The 16628-nt window shown below is 46.8% G+C and carries 12 protein-coding genes; 5 read left to right on the top strand and 7 right to left on the bottom strand.

Annotation, left to right across the window (positions count from 1 at the left end):
- Window positions 1-10: 10 nt before the first annotated feature.
- The gene (locus IL_RS00075; protein WP_011233276.1) at window positions 11-1960 is read right to left on the bottom strand and encodes a transglycosylase SLT domain-containing protein; all 1950 of its coding nucleotides are present in this window, start codon (window positions 1958-1960) and stop codon (window positions 11-13) included.
- A gap of 135 nt (window positions 1961-2095) precedes the next feature.
- Here IL_RS00075 and fadB point away from each other — a divergent pair, with 135 nt between their 5' ends.
- From fadB to tusA, 3 genes are all read left to right on the top strand, one after another.
- A complete protein-coding gene (gene fadB, locus IL_RS00070; RefSeq protein WP_011233275.1) occupies window positions 2096-4252 on the top strand; it encodes a fatty acid oxidation complex subunit alpha FadB in 2157 nt (718 codons plus the stop codon).
- Window positions 4253-4272: 20 nt separating this feature from the next.
- Window positions 4273-5436, top strand: a complete 1164-nt coding sequence (gene fadA, locus IL_RS00065; RefSeq protein ID WP_011233274.1) for an acetyl-CoA C-acyltransferase FadA — start codon at window positions 4273-4275, stop codon at window positions 5434-5436.
- Between the two features lie 269 nt (window positions 5437-5705).
- Window positions 5706-5945: a sulfurtransferase TusA gene (tusA, locus tag IL_RS00060; protein ID WP_011233273.1), complete on the top strand. Its 240-nt coding sequence runs from the start codon at window positions 5706-5708 to the stop codon at window positions 5943-5945.
- Between the two features lie 18 nt (window positions 5946-5963).
- On the opposite strand, the gene IL_RS00055 is transcribed toward tusA, so the two are convergent.
- On the bottom strand, window positions 5964-6455 hold the full coding sequence (locus tag IL_RS00055; protein WP_011233272.1) for a GNAT family N-acetyltransferase: 492 nt from the start codon (window positions 6453-6455) through the stop codon (window positions 5964-5966).
- Window positions 6456-6471: 16 nt separating this feature from the next.
- On the bottom strand, window positions 6472-7071 hold the full coding sequence (locus IL_RS00050; protein WP_011233271.1) for a DNA-3-methyladenine glycosylase I: 600 nt from the start codon (window positions 7069-7071) through the stop codon (window positions 6472-6474).
- Window positions 7072-7164: 93 nt separating this feature from the next.
- Between IL_RS00050 and glyQ the strand changes: the two genes are divergently transcribed.
- Together glyQ and glyS are read left to right on the top strand one after the other, a co-directional pair.
- The gene (gene glyQ, locus IL_RS00045) at window positions 7165-8085 is read left to right on the top strand and encodes a glycine--tRNA ligase subunit alpha (protein ID WP_016341241.1); all 921 of its coding nucleotides are present in this window, start codon (window positions 7165-7167) and stop codon (window positions 8083-8085) included.
- A 12-nt stretch (window positions 8086-8097) separates the two neighbouring features.
- The gene (gene glyS, locus IL_RS00040; protein WP_011233269.1) at window positions 8098-10164 is read left to right on the top strand and encodes a glycine--tRNA ligase subunit beta; all 2067 of its coding nucleotides are present in this window, start codon (window positions 8098-8100) and stop codon (window positions 10162-10164) included.
- Window positions 10165-10257: 93 nt separating this feature from the next.
- Here glyS and gyrB read toward each other — a convergent pair whose 3' ends face one another.
- Genes gyrB through dnaA form a run of 4 tightly spaced genes read right to left on the bottom strand, consistent with a single transcriptional unit; the run spans window position 10258 to window position 16267 of the window.
- A complete protein-coding gene (gyrB, locus tag IL_RS00035; RefSeq protein ID WP_011233268.1) occupies window positions 10258-12675 on the bottom strand; it encodes a DNA topoisomerase (ATP-hydrolyzing) subunit B in 2418 nt (805 codons plus the stop codon).
- 15 nt (window positions 12676-12690) lie between these two features.
- Window positions 12691-13755, bottom strand: coding sequence for a DNA replication/repair protein RecF (recF, locus tag IL_RS00030; protein WP_011233267.1), 1065 nt, complete (start codon window positions 13753-13755; stop codon window positions 12691-12693).
- Window positions 13756-13767: 12 nt separating this feature from the next.
- On the bottom strand, window positions 13768-14871 hold the full coding sequence (gene dnaN / locus IL_RS00025) for a DNA polymerase III subunit beta (RefSeq protein WP_011233266.1): 1104 nt from the start codon (window positions 14869-14871) through the stop codon (window positions 13768-13770).
- 31 nt (window positions 14872-14902) lie between these two features.
- Window positions 14903-16267, bottom strand: a complete 1365-nt coding sequence (gene dnaA, locus IL_RS00020; RefSeq protein WP_011233265.1) for a chromosomal replication initiator protein DnaA — start codon at window positions 16265-16267, stop codon at window positions 14903-14905.
- Window positions 16268-16628 lie beyond the last annotated feature (361 nt).

Genomic DNA, 16628 nt, shown 5'->3' with positions numbered 1-16628 from the left:
TTGGATCGCCTTATTCAGTATCAACAATTGTCATATCAACAACTTGCTCAAACAAATTATCCTCGTTACCACCCAACATCCTATAAATTTGCTGATAACTCAATACTGCTTTTACATAATCTCTGGTTTCATGGTACGGAATGGTTTCGACCCACACATCGGCAGCAACAGGCTCGTCAGGTAACCACTCTTTAACTCGATAGTAGCCTGCATTATAGCTTGCCGTAGCTAATAACCAATTATTCTCAAAGCGGTGTTTCAATCGACTTAAATAGTCCGTGCCCAGACGCACATTGACGGCAGGGTCATTCAACCGCCGCCAGCTATTATTCTTAGTATCCAGTTGCTTTGCAGTACCAGGCAGAATCTGCATTAGTCCCCTTGCACCAGCACTTGAATACGCGTCGTGCCGAAAGTTACTTTCCCGGCGCGTAATGGCTAAAGCCCAGCTCTCATCTATTCCTGCGGCTTGTGACGCCCGCCCTAGTATATCCTTGTAGGCTAAGGGAAAACGAATGCCCACAGCGTCAAAGTGCCCTATTTGCGCTAAGGTCCATATCGCCTGATCGTGCCATCCCCATTCGCTCGCCAGATATGCCGCAACTTTCTGCTCTTCGCCATCAAGCTGTGTTAATAAATGGTTCCATTCGCGCCGGGCGTCGACCCAACGCTCCAATTGAATCAATTCGTATGCACGTTGCACGCTAGGATGATTACGAATTTGCTCAAGCTGAACAACACTGACTTCAAGTTTCTCTTGTTCAAGGCTCACCGGCTTCTGCAACCGCGCTGCCGCCAGAAAACCGTAGTAATGCCGTTCGTCGGCTAAATCTTCGTACAGTTCCTGTGCGGCCAAAGCGTTACCGGTTATCTCCTGTGAGCGAGCCAGCCAGTAACGCCATTGATTACCCTGCCGAATGGCAACCGGCAAACTTTGAATCGCGTCTCTCAGGCCCTCGTAATCTTTGTCCTTAAGGTAAATAGCCAAACGCCACTGTAAAACTCGTTCATTTAGCGCGTTTACCGGGACGCGATCATGCCAGACACGAGCTTCGGGATGAGAGTTTAAGCTTAACGCAACAGCAAATTCTTCGGCGATGCGGCCCTCTTGCTGTTCAGTAAAGGGCAATTGTGAACTCAGCTTTTTATAGCTTCGCAGAGCAATGTTTTCATCACGCCAAACCAGCTTGGTTAAAGCATAGGTAACTATTTGTGCCTCTTTTCCAGGATAGCGCCCCTTGTACCAAGAGTCGTCCTCTATAGCGGCGGGTGAATACCTCACCTTGTGATAAAACTCACCCAGATACTGCTGTAACTCAGGCAATAAACCAGTTAAATACGGGAGCAGAGTCGGGTTACCATGCTCAGCAGCCAACTCCAGTCGTTCCCAAACTTTGTCTTCGGTACGGCCACCCAATTCTTGCCATTCGTCCAAAATGGGGTCGCAAGCCGAAGGAAGCGAAAACCCATGCTTCCAGATAGCATCAACCTGACGCCTGAAAGGCCCGTCGTCCAGACCCTTTTCACGCTGCGACTCAATAAATTGACAACGGTGAGTTAAGGTTCCCGGATACCGGAAGTCCCGAATAAAACGAGAATACTCCTCCTGCCCTGCCAAATAAGTAAGCCAGGGCTGTCTTAATTGCCAGTCGAGGGGCGTCTTTTCATACTTATCGAGAAAAGCCAGAACGCGGTCTTCATTGGCCAGGTATCCAATTTGCTCAAGTCGAGCCAATTCCAAGTACGGTAGCAAAGGGTAATCTTTCAGCTTTTTAAGTAATAGCCGATACTCACCCAGGCGACCACGCTTAGCCGCATACTCTGCTTTTTTGAATAGCTCACGCTGCTGCTCCCGTTGCTTTGCATCAACAGGTTCAGACTGAACCGCACCAATGCTTAACAGGGACAACACGAAAAACAATGGCGCACTGTAACGTATGATAAACGACTGCTTTTTCATTAATTCAAACGCATGTTTAAATAACCGTTGAAAAATTGGCGTATTCGCGCCAAACTCTGTCTACCTTAACCCAAAGCTATAGCAGAATCAGTTTCTTTATAGCAACAAATTAATGGAAGTCGTGGGAGACCCAAGATGATCTATCAAGGTGAAAGCATTCGGGTCGATTTTATCGAACCAGGTTTCGCAGAATTACAATTTGATGCGAAAGGCTCGGTTAATAAATTCGACCAGGCTACATTAGAAGAATTCAGTGAAGCACTGACAAAATTACAGAACACTGACGATTTACGTGGCGTTATTGTTACCAGCAGCAAATCGACCTTTATTGTCGGCGCTGACATTACCGAGTTCCTGACGCTATTCTCTGATCAGGAAAAAACCCGCAGCTGGGTGGCAAAAGCCTCACGCGTGTTTGATCAATTAGAAGACCTGCCAGTTCCAACCGTTGGAGCCGTAACCGGATTCGCACTGGGCGGCGGTTGTGAAGCATTGTTAGCCTGTGACTACCGTGTTGCGGACACCACAGCAACTATCGGCCTGCCAGAAGTTAAACTGGGTCTTATCCCGGGCTTTGGCGGCACCATGCGTTTACCTCGCGTGATTGGTCCGGACAACGCGCTTGAGTGGATAACCACAGGTAAAAACAACAAAGCCCTTGATGCGCTGAAAGTTGGTGCTGTGGATGCGGTTGTTGAACCGGAAAACCTGACTAAAGCCGCACTCAACTTAGCTAAAGCCGCAGCAGCCGGTCAGCAGGACTGGAAAGCGAAGCGTCAGCCTAAGTTAGAGCCGCTGAAAGCTAACGACACCGAGCTGATGATGACGCTGGTTACCGCCAAAGGCATGATTGCAGCGAAGGCCGGTAAGCACTATCCGGCACCGCACAAAGCGTTAGAAGCCATTGAAAACGGTGCCCGCGAGCATCGTGAAGGCGCGCTAACAGCTGAAAACAACGCGTTTTTCGACCTCACCCAAACCGAGGCTTGTCAGGCTCAGGTTGGTATCTTCCTGGCGGATCAGGCAGTTAAAGGTAAGTCGAAAAAATACGCTAAAGCTGCAACCAAAGAAATTAAGACAGCAGGTGTTTTAGGTGCCGGCATTATGGGCGGCGGTATCGCTTACCAGTCAGCGCTTAAAGGCGTACCGGCTGTTATGAAAGACATTAAGCAAGACGCTTTAGACTTAGGCATGAAAGAAGCCGGCAAGATCCTGAAAAAAGGTGTTGAGCGCGGTAAGGTAAACAACGAGAAGATGATTAAAATCTTGTCTTCTATTACGCCTACGTTGCTGAATGACGCAGTCAAAGACGTCGATATTGTCGTAGAAGCCGTTGTCGAAAACCCGAAAGTTAAAGGCTCGGTGCTGGCTGAAATTGAAGGCGTAATTGGCGATGATGCCATTTTGACTTCAAATACCTCGACCATTTCTATTACTGAACTGGCTAAGAACCTGAAGCGCCCTGAGAAATTCTGCGGAATGCACTTTTTCAACCCGGTACACAAAATGCCATTGGTTGAAATTATCCGTGGCGAGAAAACCTCAGATGACACCGTTAATGCGGTAGTCGCCTATGCGCTTAAACTTGGCAAAACCCCTATCGTTGTTAACGACTGCCCTGGCTTCTTAGTTAACCGCGTATTGTTCCCTTACCTGGCAGGCTTTGCCGGTATGGTTGATGAAGGCGTCGATTTCGTCGGCATCGACAAGGTTATGGAGAAGCAGTTCGGTTGGCCAATGGGTCCTGCGTACTTAAGCGATGTTGTTGGTATAGACACAGCTGATCATTGTACCGTTGTTATGGAAGCAGGCTTCCCGACCCGCATGAAACGCGACGAGTCCAGCGCCATTGCTAAACTGGCAGCTGCTGAGCGTTACGGTCAGAAAAACGGCAAAGGCTTCTATGTTTACGGCACCGACAAAAAAGGTAAGCCAACCAAAGAAGCGGATCCTGCCACTTACGAGCTATTAGGCTGTGAGCAAGGCAAGAAACTGGATGCTGATGAAGTCATTGCACGCTGCATGATCCCTATGGTGAACGAAGTGGTTCGCTGTCTGGAAGAAGACATTGTTGGCTCTGCTGCCGAAGCAGACATGGCGCTGCTTTATGGCTTAGGCTTCCCTCCATTCCGCGGCGGCCCTTTCCGTTATCTGGAAACGCTTGGCATGGACAACTTTATTCAACTGGCAGACAAGTACGCGCACCTGGGTGAAATTTATCAGGTTACCGACGGCATGCGCGAAATGGCTAAAGCCGGTAAATCTTACTTTGACACAACCAGCGCGAAGTAAGGCTTGAGGAGGTTATTAAAATGAAAGACATCGTCATAGTAGATTGTATTCGTACGCCAATGGGGCGTTCAAAAAATGGTGTTTTCCGCCATACTCGTGCCGAAGACCTCTCAGCTGCGCTGATGAAGGGCTTACTTGAGCGTAACCCGGAAGTTGACCCGGAAGAACTGGAAGACATTTACTGGGGTTGTGTACAACAAACCTTAGAGCAAGGCTTCAACATTGCGCGTAACTCAGCGTTAATTGCCGGCATTCCACACAAAGTAGCCGGTGTTACCGTTAACCGTCTGTGCGGCTCATCAATGCAAGCATTGCACGACGCTACGCGCGCTATTATGAACGGCGACGGCGACATCTTTATGGCCGGTGGTGTTGAGCACATGGGTCACGTACCTATGACCCACGGAATCGACTTTCACCCGGGCATGAACAAGTCTGTTGCAAAAGCTTCGGGCAGCATGGGTATGACCGCTGAACTGTTATCTCGTAAGTTCGGTATTACCCGCGAACAACAAGACGAATTTGGTGCACGCTCTCACAGAAAAGCGCACGAGGCGACGGTTGAAGGCCGCTTTGCTAAAGAGATTTACGCAATGAATGGCCACAACGCCGACGGCGAACTGGTACGTGTTACTGAAGACGAAGTGATTCGCCCAGAAACCACTGCTGAAGGCTTGTCACAGCTTCGCCCAGTGTTTGACCCTGCTAACGGTACGGTAACCGCTGGTACCTCGTCAGCCTTGTCAGACGGCGCCGCAGCCATGTTGGTTATGTCTGCTGACAAAGCCAAAGAACTGGGTCTGACGCCACGCGTTAAAATCCGTTCAATGGCCGTTGCAGGCTGCGATCCATCCATTATGGGTTACGGACCGGTTCCGGCAACAGAAAAAGCGCTGAAGCGTGCTGGTGTGTCTATTGACGACATCGACGTTGTTGAACTGAACGAAGCCTTTGCCGCACAGTCACTGCCTGTACTTAAAGGTTTAAAACTGTTCGACAAGATGGAAGAGAAAGTGAACCTGAACGGCGGTGCTATCGCTTTAGGTCACCCATTAGGCTGTTCTGGCGCTCGTATCTCAACGACGCTAATCAACTTAATGGAAGAGAAAGACGCGAAACTTGGCTTAGCAACCATGTGCATTGGCCTTGGCCAGGGTATTGCTACTGTCTTCGAACGCGTTTAAAAGAAACAGAAAAATTAGGGCGGTTTAACACTTTAACTGCTCAGAGGAAGGGGGGAGCGAAGGCTCGCCCCTTTTTATTGTCAGGAAAGACTCAGAAACACGCCGTGAACCCATTCTTGGGGGCTTGACTGCAGCCATCCATGGCTGCAGACAGTTTCTGAGTCTTTCCCGCCAACAAACAGCGGCGCAATCCATCACTCCCCCTCACCTATTAAGCGCGAAAGTGTTAAACTACTCGGCAATTTCGCTTAACATCTTTGAAAGAAGTCATGACCCAGATTAACTGCGACAAAGAACTCGATACCTTAGGCCTTAAATGCCCAGAGCCCGTAATGTTAGTTCGTGCGGCTATTCGTAAAATGGATGTTGGTCAGGTGTTACTGATTATTGCGGATGATCCCGCAACAACCCGGGATATTCCGGGCTTTTGCGAGTTTATGGAGCATGAATTGGTTGGTTCTGAAACCGAAGAAATCCCCTACCGCTACTGGGTTAGGAAATCTCATTAATAGCCTGATGCTTAGATGTCAGGCTTTGTCTTTATTCAAGTACATTTCCCAAAACTCGGCCTGACCTACGTCACCTAATTCATAAGGTGCAAAGCCGAAGTTCTCATAGGCTTTTTTCGCCCGGTCATTGTTCTCAAGCACTTCCAGTGTCAGCTTCACGCAACCGCGGAACTCTGCAAGTGTTTTCACTTCTTCAAGAAGTTTACGCGCAACGCCCTGTCCCCGGTACTCTGGAATGACGGCTATGTCATGAATATTCATTAACGGTTTTGCTGCGAAGGTTGAAAAGCCTTCTACACAGTTTGCAACGCCAATCGGAGTGTCACCATCGTAGGCCAGCAAAGAAAAGACATGGTCTCGTTTTGCCATTTCGTCTATCAGGCTTTCTTTAACGTCATCTGATATGCCCTCACCACCACCCATTGGGTCTTTGGCATAAGCATCTAACATAGCAATAACGGCATTACGGTGTTTGGGGTTGCTATAGTCCGCAAGAGTAATTTCTATCATTCTTCCTTCGCTCATTTTACAACGTAAACTGTTTCATTTGGTCAGCAACAGGCTGATAGCAATGACAGCTAGTAACATGGTCGTTCACCATACCAACTGCTTCCATAAAAGCATAGCAAATGGTCGGTCCGACAAACTTAAAGCCTTCCTTTTTTAACGCTTTTGCCATGCTTTGGGAAGCTTCTGTTTCTGTTGGGATCTCACTTTGCGTCGAGTACGCATTAATAATCGGTGAGCCACCTACAAACTCCCACAGCCACCGCTCAAACTTAACGCCCTTTTCTTCTAACCTTATATACGCTTCAGCGTTAGTAAAAATGGCATCAATTTTGGCCTTGCTACGGATAATATCACGGTTGCTGTACAACAATTCACGATCAGCGTCACTCATAGCCACAATAGCTTGTGGGTCAAAGCCTAAAAAGGCTTTCTCGTAACCACTCTGTTTGCGCAGAATAGTTAACCAACTGAGTCCCGCCTGCTGCCCGTCCAGACACAATTTAGCAAAAAGTTCTATCGGGTCGCTTACCGGACGCCCCCAAACATTGTCATGATAAGCGCGGTAGTCGTCAGCAGATTCACACCAGGAACACCGTTCTGGCTGATTATTTGTCATGCCTTCCCCTATAACCAAGGCGATTCAGAGGGTATAATCTACGCATATTTTTCGACCTTCGGTCAACCACAAATAACAAAGCAGAGAATGCGTATGTCGACGTACGATGTGAAAACCTTTCAGGGGCTTATTCTTGCTCTTCAGGATTACTGGGCTCAGCAAGGCTGTGCCGTGGTTCAACCACTGGATATGGAGGTTGGTGCGGGTACCTTTCATCCAATGACCTTTCTGCGCTCATTAGGTCCGGAGCCAGCCAGTTTTGCCTATGTGCAACCCTGCCGCCGCCCGACCGATGGCCGGTATGGTGAGAACCCGAACCGCCTGCAGCACTATTATCAGTTTCAGGTCATTATGAAACCATCGCCTAAGGACATTCAGGAGCTTTATCTGGGGTCTTTAGAAATGCTGGGATTTGACACACTGACTCATGACATACGCTTTGTAGAAGACAACTGGGAATCGCCTACTCTGGGTGCCTGGGGTCTGGGCTGGGAAGTCTGGCTTAACGGTATGGAGGTCACTCAGTTTACTTATTTCCAGCAGGTAGGCGGTATCGAATGTCGTCCCGTGGCCGGAGAAATCACCTACGGCCTTGAGCGTTTAGCTATGTACATTCAGGGCGTGGACAGCATCTACGACCTGGTCTGGACCGACGGCCCGCGCGGTAAAATCTTGTATCGGGATGTTTTCCATCAGAACGAAGTTGAGCAATCGACGTACAACTTTGAATATGCCGATGTTGACGTGTTGTTCCGCCGCTTCGACGACTGCGAAAAAGAATGTGAGCTGTTAATAGAGAAGTCTCTGGCTTTACCCGCGTACGAGCAGGTTATGCGGGCATCTCACGCATTTAACCTGCTCGATGCCAGACACGCGATATCTGTAACCGAAAGACAGCGCTACATACTTCGCGTCAGAACCATGGCAAAAGCCGTTGCCGAAGTCTATTACCAGACGCGTGAAGCTCTTGGCTTCCCTTTAGCCGACGATAAAAACAAACCAGCAGCGAACTAAGGAGAGCAGAGCGTGCAAAAAGAAAACTTATTAATTGAGTTAGGTACTGAAGAGCTTCCTCCAAAAGCCTTAAAGTCGCTGCGTGACAGCTTAAAGTCGGGTATTGAGTCAGGCTTAAAAAACGCAGAACTCAGTTTTGATAGCATCGAGGCGTATGCAACCCCTCGCCGACTAGCCGTTCTGGTGAAACAAGTTGAAACCGAACAGCAGGACAAAGAAGTCGAGAAGCGCGGGCCAGCAATTAATGTGGCCTTTGACGATACCGGCAAGCCAACTAAAGCTGCCGAAGGCTGGGCTCGCTCCAACGGCATTACTGTAGAGCAGGCTGACCGGCTTAAAACAGACAAAGGCGAATGGTTACTGCATAAGGCGACAGTAAAAGGTCAGGCGCTATCTGTCTTAGTTCAGGGTATCTTGGAAGCAGCAATTAAAGCTCTGCCTATTCCGAAACCGATGCGTTGGGGTGACAGCACCGCGCAATTTATTCGCCCTGTGCACACGCTAACCGTCATGCTGGGCAGCGAACTGATTGACGCTGAAATCCTGGAAACTAAGAGTGCCCGTTTTATTCAAGGTCACCGCTTCCATTCGCCCCAAGGTTTTGAGCTCGATCATGTCGACAACTACTTATTTAAGCTACGTGAAGCGAAAGTGATCGCTAACTTCGAAGAGCGTATTGAAACCATTCAGTCGGAAGTATCACGTCTTGCCTCAGAACTCGGCGGCCAGGTTATTCAGGATGACGAGTTAGTTGAGGAAGTTGCAGCCCTGGTGGAATGGCCGGTAGCTTTAACAGCCAGTTTCGATCAAGGTTTCCTCGCGGTACCAAAAGAGCCGCTTATCGTTACCATGAAAGACGACCAACGTTACTTTCCGGTAGAAGATGGCAAAGGTAACTTACTGCCACAGTTTATTTTCATTACCAATATTGAAAGCCGTGACCCTCAGCAGATCATTAAAGGTAACGAAAAAGTCGTTCGCCCTCGCCTGGCGGATGCACAGTTTTTCTTTGAGTCTGACAAAAAGGTGACTCTGGAATCACGAGTTGCTGCGCTGGACTCTGTTCTGTTCCAAAAACAACTGGGCAGTATTGGCGACAAAGCTCGTCGTATATCGGTGTTAGCAGGGAAAATAGCAAACCAGTTAACTGCCGACGTAAAAGCATCAGAACGAGCAGGTTTGCTGTGCAAGGCTGACCTGGTTTCCGATATGGTTTCTGAGTTCCCTGAAACCCAGGGCGTTATGGGTAAACACTATGCCTTGAACGATGGCGAAAGCCCGGTTGTTGCTGAAGCAATAGAACAACACTACTGGCCTCGTTTTTCCGGTGACGAACTGCCTTTAACTAAAGAGGCTTGTGCCGTCGCTTTAGCGGACAAACTCGACACACTGGTCGGTATATTCGGTATTGGTCAGGTACCTAAAGGTGACCGTGACCCATTCGCTCTGCGCCGCGCCGCTCTTGGTTTGCTGCGTACTCTGGTAGAACGTAAGCTTTCATTAGACTTACATGAACTGTTAGCGGCATCCGTCGAAGGCTTTGGTGACAAGCTATCGAATAACACTGTCGCTACTGATGTTTTCGATTTTCTACTCGGTCGTTTTCGTCCCTGGTATCAGGATCAAGGCATTACCGTCGATGTTATTCAGTCGGTACTTGCCCGTTCCCCCTCTAAGCCAACGGACTTCGACCAAAGAGTAAAGGCTGTTCAGTCATTTAAGTCTATGGATTCTGCAGCCAGCCTTGCCGCAGCCAATAAGCGCGTAGGTAATATTCTGGCAAAATCAGACGAGGAGATATCCGGTAACGTGGATGAAGCTCTTCTACAGGAAGAGTCTGAAACAACACTTTATCGTTTGGTTAAACAAACGGAAGGCGCTGTTAAGCCACTGATTGCCGCTGGTAAATACAGTGACGCTCTCACGCATTTATCAGAGCTTAAAGAGCCTGTGGATGCGTTTTTTGAGCATGTCATGGTCAATGCCGACGACGATAAAGTCCGAATTAACCGCCTCAACTTGCTGTTCCGCTTGCGTCAGCTGTTCTTAGAAATAGCGGATATTTCTTTGCTTCAGTAACTAACGCTTTGATTTTTAATAAATAAAAAGCCGGCTTCATTTTCATGAGCCGGCTTTTTTGTTGCCTGTCGCTTGCTAATGTCGCTGTTAAGCCTAGACGTCCAAATTGGCAACCTTAAGAGCATTGGATTCAATAAAGGCTCTACGCGGTTCAACTTCGTCACCCATTAACGTGGTGAACAGCTGATCAGCGCCAATCGCGTCTTCAATCGTTACCTGAAGCATACGACGAGTATCAGGATCCATCGTAGTTTCCCACAGCTGGTCAGGGTTCATTTCACCCAGGCCTTTATAACGCTGAACGTATAAACCACGCTTAGATTCACCAATAAGCCATTCCACAGCTTCAACAAAGTGTGTAACTGGCTGCTTCTTCTCACCGCGAAGCACATAGCCATCCGGCTCAACCAAAGAGTCAATCTCTTCGCCAAGCGTCACTATTTGTTCGTAGTCTTTAGACATTAAGAATTCATAGTTCAGCGGGTAATCCGTGTCGACACCGTGTTGACGAATCGTCGTCGACGGTAACCACATCTTGCGTTCAGTATCTTCATGCAAAGAAACGGTATAAGTTGCCGAGTTAATTTCACGAGCGGTTAAGTCATCGTTCAATGTTTTAACCCACTTCTCCATGTAATCTTTATCTTTCAAACGCTCATCCGTTAAACGAGGAGCATAGAACAGACGCTGTAAGAAACGCTCAGGCATACGACGACTTAAACGCTTAATATTTTCCTGAGCCATCTGATAGCCGTTAACTAAATTTTCGAGCTTCTCACCAGAAATACCTGGCGCAGTTTCATTAACGTGCAGCGATGCATTATCCAAAGCCAGGCTGGTTAGATAGCGGATCAATGCCGGGTCGTCTTTAATGTAAACTTCCTGCTTGCCCTTCTTCACTTTGTACAACGGAGGCTGAGCAATATAGATATATCCGCGCTCAATAATTTCAGGCATTTGACGATAGAAGAACGTTAACAGCAGAGTACGAATGTGCGATCCGTCAACGTCCGCATCCGTCATAATAATAATACGGTGATAACGTGTTTTATCCGGGTTGTACTCATCACGGCCAATACCACAACCCATAGCAGTAATTAATGTACCAACCTCGACGGAAGACAACATTTTGTCAAAACGCGCTTTTTCTACGTTAAGAATTTTACCCTTAAGGGGCAGAATAGCCTGGTTTTTACGGTTACGACCCTGTTTAGCGGAACCGCCTGCAGAGTCACCCTCCACAATATAGAGTTCAGACAGTGCCGGATCTTTTTCCTGACAATCTGCCAATTTACCGGGTAAACCCGCGATATCTAAAGCCCCTTTACGACGGGTCATTTCTCGTGCTTTACGAGCAGCTTCACGGGCTCTTGCGGCATCAATAATTTTATTGATGATAAGTTTCGCCTCGCCCGGGTTTTCTAATAGATAGTCCGCTAACTGCTCGTTCATTGCCTGTTCAACAGCAGACTTCACTTCAGAAGAAACCAGTTTATCTTTTGTTTGAGACGAAAACTTAGGATCAGGGACTTTAACAGAAATAATGGCGGTTAGACCTTCTCGCGCATCATCACCTGTTGCAGAGGTTTTAGACTTTTTATTATACCCCTCTTTTTCCATGTGGGAGTTCAATGTGCGCGTCAACGCAGCACGGAAGCCGGCTAAGTGTGTACCACCATCACGTTGAGGAATATTATTGGTGAAACAATAAATATTCTCCTGGAAAGAGTCATTCCATTGCATGCTCACTTCAACACCAATACCGTCTTCTCTTTGTGTTGTGAAGTAAAAAGCTTTCTCGTGAATTGGTGTTTTATTCTTATTCAAGTAATTAACAAAGGCGGCAATACCACCCTCATATTTAAATAAATCTTCGCGGTCGTCACGCTCATCGCGCAACCGTATACCAACACCAGAGTTCAGGAACGAGAGTTCCCTAAGACGTTTTGCCAAGATATCGTAGTGAAATTCAGTATCAGTAAAAGTCTCGTGGCTAGGCCAGAACCGCAGTTCTGTACCTGTAGTATCGGTATCACCAACAGGTTTTACATCGCTGTCAGGCTCTCCCATATGATAAGTCTGCTCGTAAACCTGGCCTTGTCGGCGAATGGTCAATTGCAGCTTTTCAGATAGAGCGTTTACAACAGAGATACCAACTCCATGCAAACCACCGGATACTTTATAAGAGTTGTCGTCGAATTTACCGCCGGCGTGCAATACGGTCATAATAACCTGTGCAGCTGAAACACCTTCTTCTTCATGTATATCAACTGGAATTCCGCGACCATCATCCTTCACGCTAACTGAACCGTCAGAGTGAATGGTAACCATAATTTCTGAACAGTGACCCGCTAAGGCCTCGTCAATAGAGTTATCGACAACTTCAAAAACCATGTGGTGCAAACCAGTTCCATCATCCGTGTCACCAATGTACATACCCGGGCGTTTGCGAACCGCATCCAACCCTTTCAGAACTTTGATACTCGATGAACCGTAATTATTTTCTTCCATAGTATTATCTCGATATCATTCGTTTATTACCCCATGTTCCACGTGGAACATTCGGGGTGATTTTTGAAATTTATCCGACAACTGCTTTCCAGTAATTGCGGTGATAAACACTTGTGCGTCTAGATTTTCTAACTCACGACAGAGTAACGCCTGATTTTTTGAATCAAGCTCTGACGTTAAATCATCGACTAAATAAATGCAGGGTTGCCTTTTTATTTTTTGGTAATGCTTCCCTTGCGCTAACTTTAAAGCGGTAATCGCGGTCTTTAATTGCCCGCGAGACAGGCGATGTTTTACTTCCACCCCATCCGCTATCACTTTTATATCTGCCTTATGTGCCCCAACTGAGGTAAAGCCGTATTTCTTATCTTTCTCTGTATGGCTTTCTAAGGCGTCAAATAAGCTTTGGCTAGTATCCCAGCCCGATTTTAATCGAACCTCCATTGTAACATCGGAGAGAAAAGATTTCGCTAGTTCTTGTATATAATCATTCAGTTCTTCTAGGTATTTTTCGCGACTTTTACTAATGCGCTCACCATAATAAGCTAACTGCTCTTTCCAATACCTATCTTCTCTTACAGGAAGCGAGCGTTGCTTGAGTAAGCTGTTTCTTTGCTTCAGGAGTTGAGTATATGCAACCCAGTCAGAATAAAAGGAGTGTTCCACGTGGAACACTCCCCAATCTATAAACTGTCTTCTCTGTCCTGGACCTTCCAGCAGAATATCGACGGACTCTGGCGTTAAGAGTTGTACCGGTACCAAGCGGGCGACATCTGACATGCGTTGAACGTTGGCGCCATTCAACCTAAGCGACTGTTCACCATCGGTACTACGTCTTACACCTATAGCGTAATCTTGGGAACGGCAAAATACGGTGAAACCAGAGTTCCCTTCTTTAATCAACTGACGAAACCCTCCCGGCCGAAAAGAACGTCCAAAACCGAGTAAATAGATAGCTTCAAGCAAACTGGTTTTTCCGGAGCCATTATCGCCGGTTATGATATTAATTTTGGGGCTGGGAGATAGAGCCACCTCTGAAAAATTTCGGAAGTGGCTTAAATTCAACGTCTCAATGAACATTTATGAGGCAGGTTACAAACGCATCGGCATAATAACGTAACAGCAAGACTCGTCGTGCTGAGGTTCAATTAATGCACTACTGTTTGAATCAGACAGTGTAAAAGAAACCTGTTCGTCATCAATGTTATTCAAGACATCGAGCAAATAGCTAACGTTGAAACCAATTTCCAGATCATCACCTTGATAATCCACTTCTATGACTTCTTCCGCTTGTTCCTGCTCGGGGTTCGTTGCCGTAATGCAAAGTTCACCACTACTCAAGTTTAAACGCACACCGCGAAACTTTTCATTAGAAAGAATTGATGCTCGCCCAAAGGACTGCCGCAACGCATCGCGATGGGCAACAATAACTTTGTCTCCACCGCTCGGTAAGACACGACGGTAATCAGGGAAACGACCATCTACCAGCTTACTCGTAAAAACAAGCTCTGGCGTTTCGACACGAATATGGTTATTTCCTATCGACACTGACACTTCCTGATCGTCGTCACCTAACAAGCGAAGTAATTCGACAACACCTTTGCGCGGAACAATCACCTGGCGTTGAGCCAAACCTGGCTGGTCAATAGCACAAGTGCTCATGGCTAAACGGTGGCCATCGGTCGCTACGGAACGCAACATACCGTTATCGGTTTCGAACAACATGCCGTTTAGATAATAGCGCACGTCCTGATTCGCCATGGAGAAATGCGTTTTCAACATTAAATCTTTTAATACTGCCTGCTCTGTTACCAGATGGATGTCACTTTTCCAGTCGTCGATATTTGGAAAGTCATCTGAAGACAGGGTACTCAATTTAAATTTACTGCGACCAGACTTAACCGTGGCACTGTCTTCCTGAGAGGTAAACTCGATGGTAGAGCCCTCAGGTAAGCTGCGCACAATATCCAGCAACTTCTTGGCCGGTACAGTAACAGCCGCATCCATATCCGCTGACTCGAGCGGTACAGCCGAAACCAGTTCAACCTCAAGGTCTGTTCCGGTTAATTTAAGCTGACCATTATCGACCTGAAGCAACAAATTCGACAAAATTGGTAAGGTATGCCGCCGTTCAACAGCGCCACTTACAACCTGCAGCGGCTTTAAAAAAGCATCGCGGTTAATTGAAAATTTCATGACTGAGTCCCCTGTTTATAACGACATACTTTTATGACGACAATGTACGAATTAGATTTCGATAATCTTCTTTAATGTCGTGCTGCGCATCTTTTAATTCTTGTATCTTCCGACAAGCATGCAAAACCGTTGTGTGATCCCGACCGCCGAACGCGTCGCCTATTTCCGGTAAGCTATGATTAGTCAGTTCCTTAGCTAAGGCCATTGCTAACTGCCGCGGACGCGCTACAGAGCGGCTACGGCGTTTTGATAAAATATCGGCTAACTTAATATTATAGTATTCCGCCACCGTCTTCTGAATATTATCAATAGTAACCAATTTTTCCTGAGCGGCAATTAGGTCACGCAAAGCTTCGCGGACAAAATCTATAGTTATAGGCCGTCCTGTGAGTTGCACATTAGCCACAACCCGGTTCAATGCACCTTCCAGCTCCCGAACGTTTGAACGCAAACGTTTAGCTATGAAAAAAGCAACTTCGTGTGGCATATGTAAGCCACGTTCGTCAGCTTTACGCATTAAAATAGCCACCCGGGTTTCTAATTCCGGGGGTTCAATGGCAATGGTAAGGCCCCAGCCAAAACGAGATTTCAGTCGATCTTCAACTCCGTCTATTTCTTTCGGATAAAGATCGCTGGTCATAATGATTTGCTGATTACCTTCCAACAACGCATTAAAGGTATGGAAAAACTCTTCCTGCGAGCCTTTTTTATTCGCAAAGAAGTGAATGTCATCAATCAATAACGCATCTACCGAACGATAGTAACGCTTAAACTCATTGGTTGAACTGTTACGAATAGAGTTCACCATGTCCTGCACAAAGCGTTCGGCCCGAATGTAAAACACCTTGGCGTCCTTTTTGTGCGCCATAATGCCATTACCGACCGCATGCAAAAGGTGAGTCTTACCCAAGCCGGTACCACCATAAACAAATAGGGGGTTATAAACGCCGCCAGGATTCTCTGCTACCTGAATAGCAGCCGCACGCGCCAGCTGGTTTGATTTACCCTCAACAAAGTTATCGAAGGTGTATTCCGGATGAATATTGCTTTCAAAAGGCACTTCCACATCGGTATTACCGGATGAGAAGTTAGGTGTTTTTCTGCGGGTTGCAGCAGCGCGTTGCGGTGAACCGCTGTCACGCTGTGTTGGTGACGCTTCCCCAACTTTTAAAACTACATTAGGTACTTTGTCGTCACACAAAGCTTCTAAATAGGTATTAATGGTTTTCAGGTACTTGTCACGCACCCAGTCTACCGAATAAATATTCGGAGCAAACAAGGTTAATGTTTCGCCATTGAGTTTGGCTTGTAGGGGTCTGATCCACGTGTTGAACTGCTGTAACGGTAACTCCGATTGCAGTCGCTCTGCACATTGTTGCCAAAGCGAATTATTCACACTCTTCTCCTGGATCGTTTCTTTATAAACATAACCAAAGATTGTACTTCACTCAGCTAATATTCGCTAGCATAAACTGCCTGAAAACAGCGTCAATAAAGGAGTTAAAAAATAGCCATTGAAACCAAAACTGGCGCATAAATTGCTTAAAAGTCTATATTCCCCTAAAACATGAAAACAAAGCAAATAGTGAATAACTGTTATTTTATCCACATTATTAATGTTATAATCTCAACAGATTGTGGATGATATTATTTTAGGATTTATTGCCTAAAAAAGCCTCTGGTCATTGACTCAACGAGAAAAGATCGGTAAGATCCGCGCTCTAAAAAATTCCGTTCACGTTTGGTTTCAACTTATT

This window comes from Idiomarina loihiensis L2TR (assembly GCF_000008465.1).
Lineage (GTDB): Bacteria > Pseudomonadota > Gammaproteobacteria > Enterobacterales > Alteromonadaceae > Idiomarina > Idiomarina loihiensis.
The sequence above is the reverse complement of the archived record's forward strand: the minus strand, read 5'-3'. Positions and strand labels throughout refer to the sequence as shown.

What these genes read in the sequence shown, in the direction of transcription:
- IL_RS00075 (WP_011233276.1), bottom strand. Translation starts at nt 1,960, where the DNA reads ATGAAAAAGCAGTCGTTTATCATACGTTACAGTGCGCCATTGTTTTTC.
- fadB (WP_011233275.1), top strand. Translation starts at nt 2,096, where the DNA reads ATGATCTATCAAGGTGAAAGCATTCGGGTCGATTTTATCGAACCAGGT.
- fadA (WP_011233274.1), top strand. Translation starts at nt 4,273, where the DNA reads ATGAAAGACATCGTCATAGTAGATTGTATTCGTACGCCAATGGGGCGT.
- tusA (WP_011233273.1), top strand. Translation starts at nt 5,706, where the DNA reads ATGACCCAGATTAACTGCGACAAAGAACTCGATACCTTAGGCCTTAAA.
- IL_RS00055 (WP_011233272.1), bottom strand. Translation starts at nt 6,455, where the DNA reads ATGATAGAAATTACTCTTGCGGACTATAGCAACCCCAAACACCGTAAT.
- IL_RS00050 (WP_011233271.1), bottom strand. Translation starts at nt 7,071, where the DNA reads ATGACAAATAATCAGCCAGAACGGTGTTCCTGGTGTGAATCTGCTGAC.
- glyQ (WP_016341241.1), top strand. Translation starts at nt 7,165, where the DNA reads ATGTCGACGTACGATGTGAAAACCTTTCAGGGGCTTATTCTTGCTCTT.
- gyrB (WP_011233268.1), bottom strand. Translation starts at nt 12,675, where the DNA reads ATGGAAGAAAATAATTACGGTTCATCGAGTATCAAAGTTCTGAAAGGG.
- recF (WP_011233267.1), bottom strand. Translation starts at nt 13,755, where the DNA reads ATGTTCATTGAGACGTTGAATTTAAGCCACTTCCGAAATTTTTCAGAG.
- dnaN (WP_011233266.1), bottom strand. Translation starts at nt 14,871, where the DNA reads ATGAAATTTTCAATTAACCGCGATGCTTTTTTAAAGCCGCTGCAGGTT.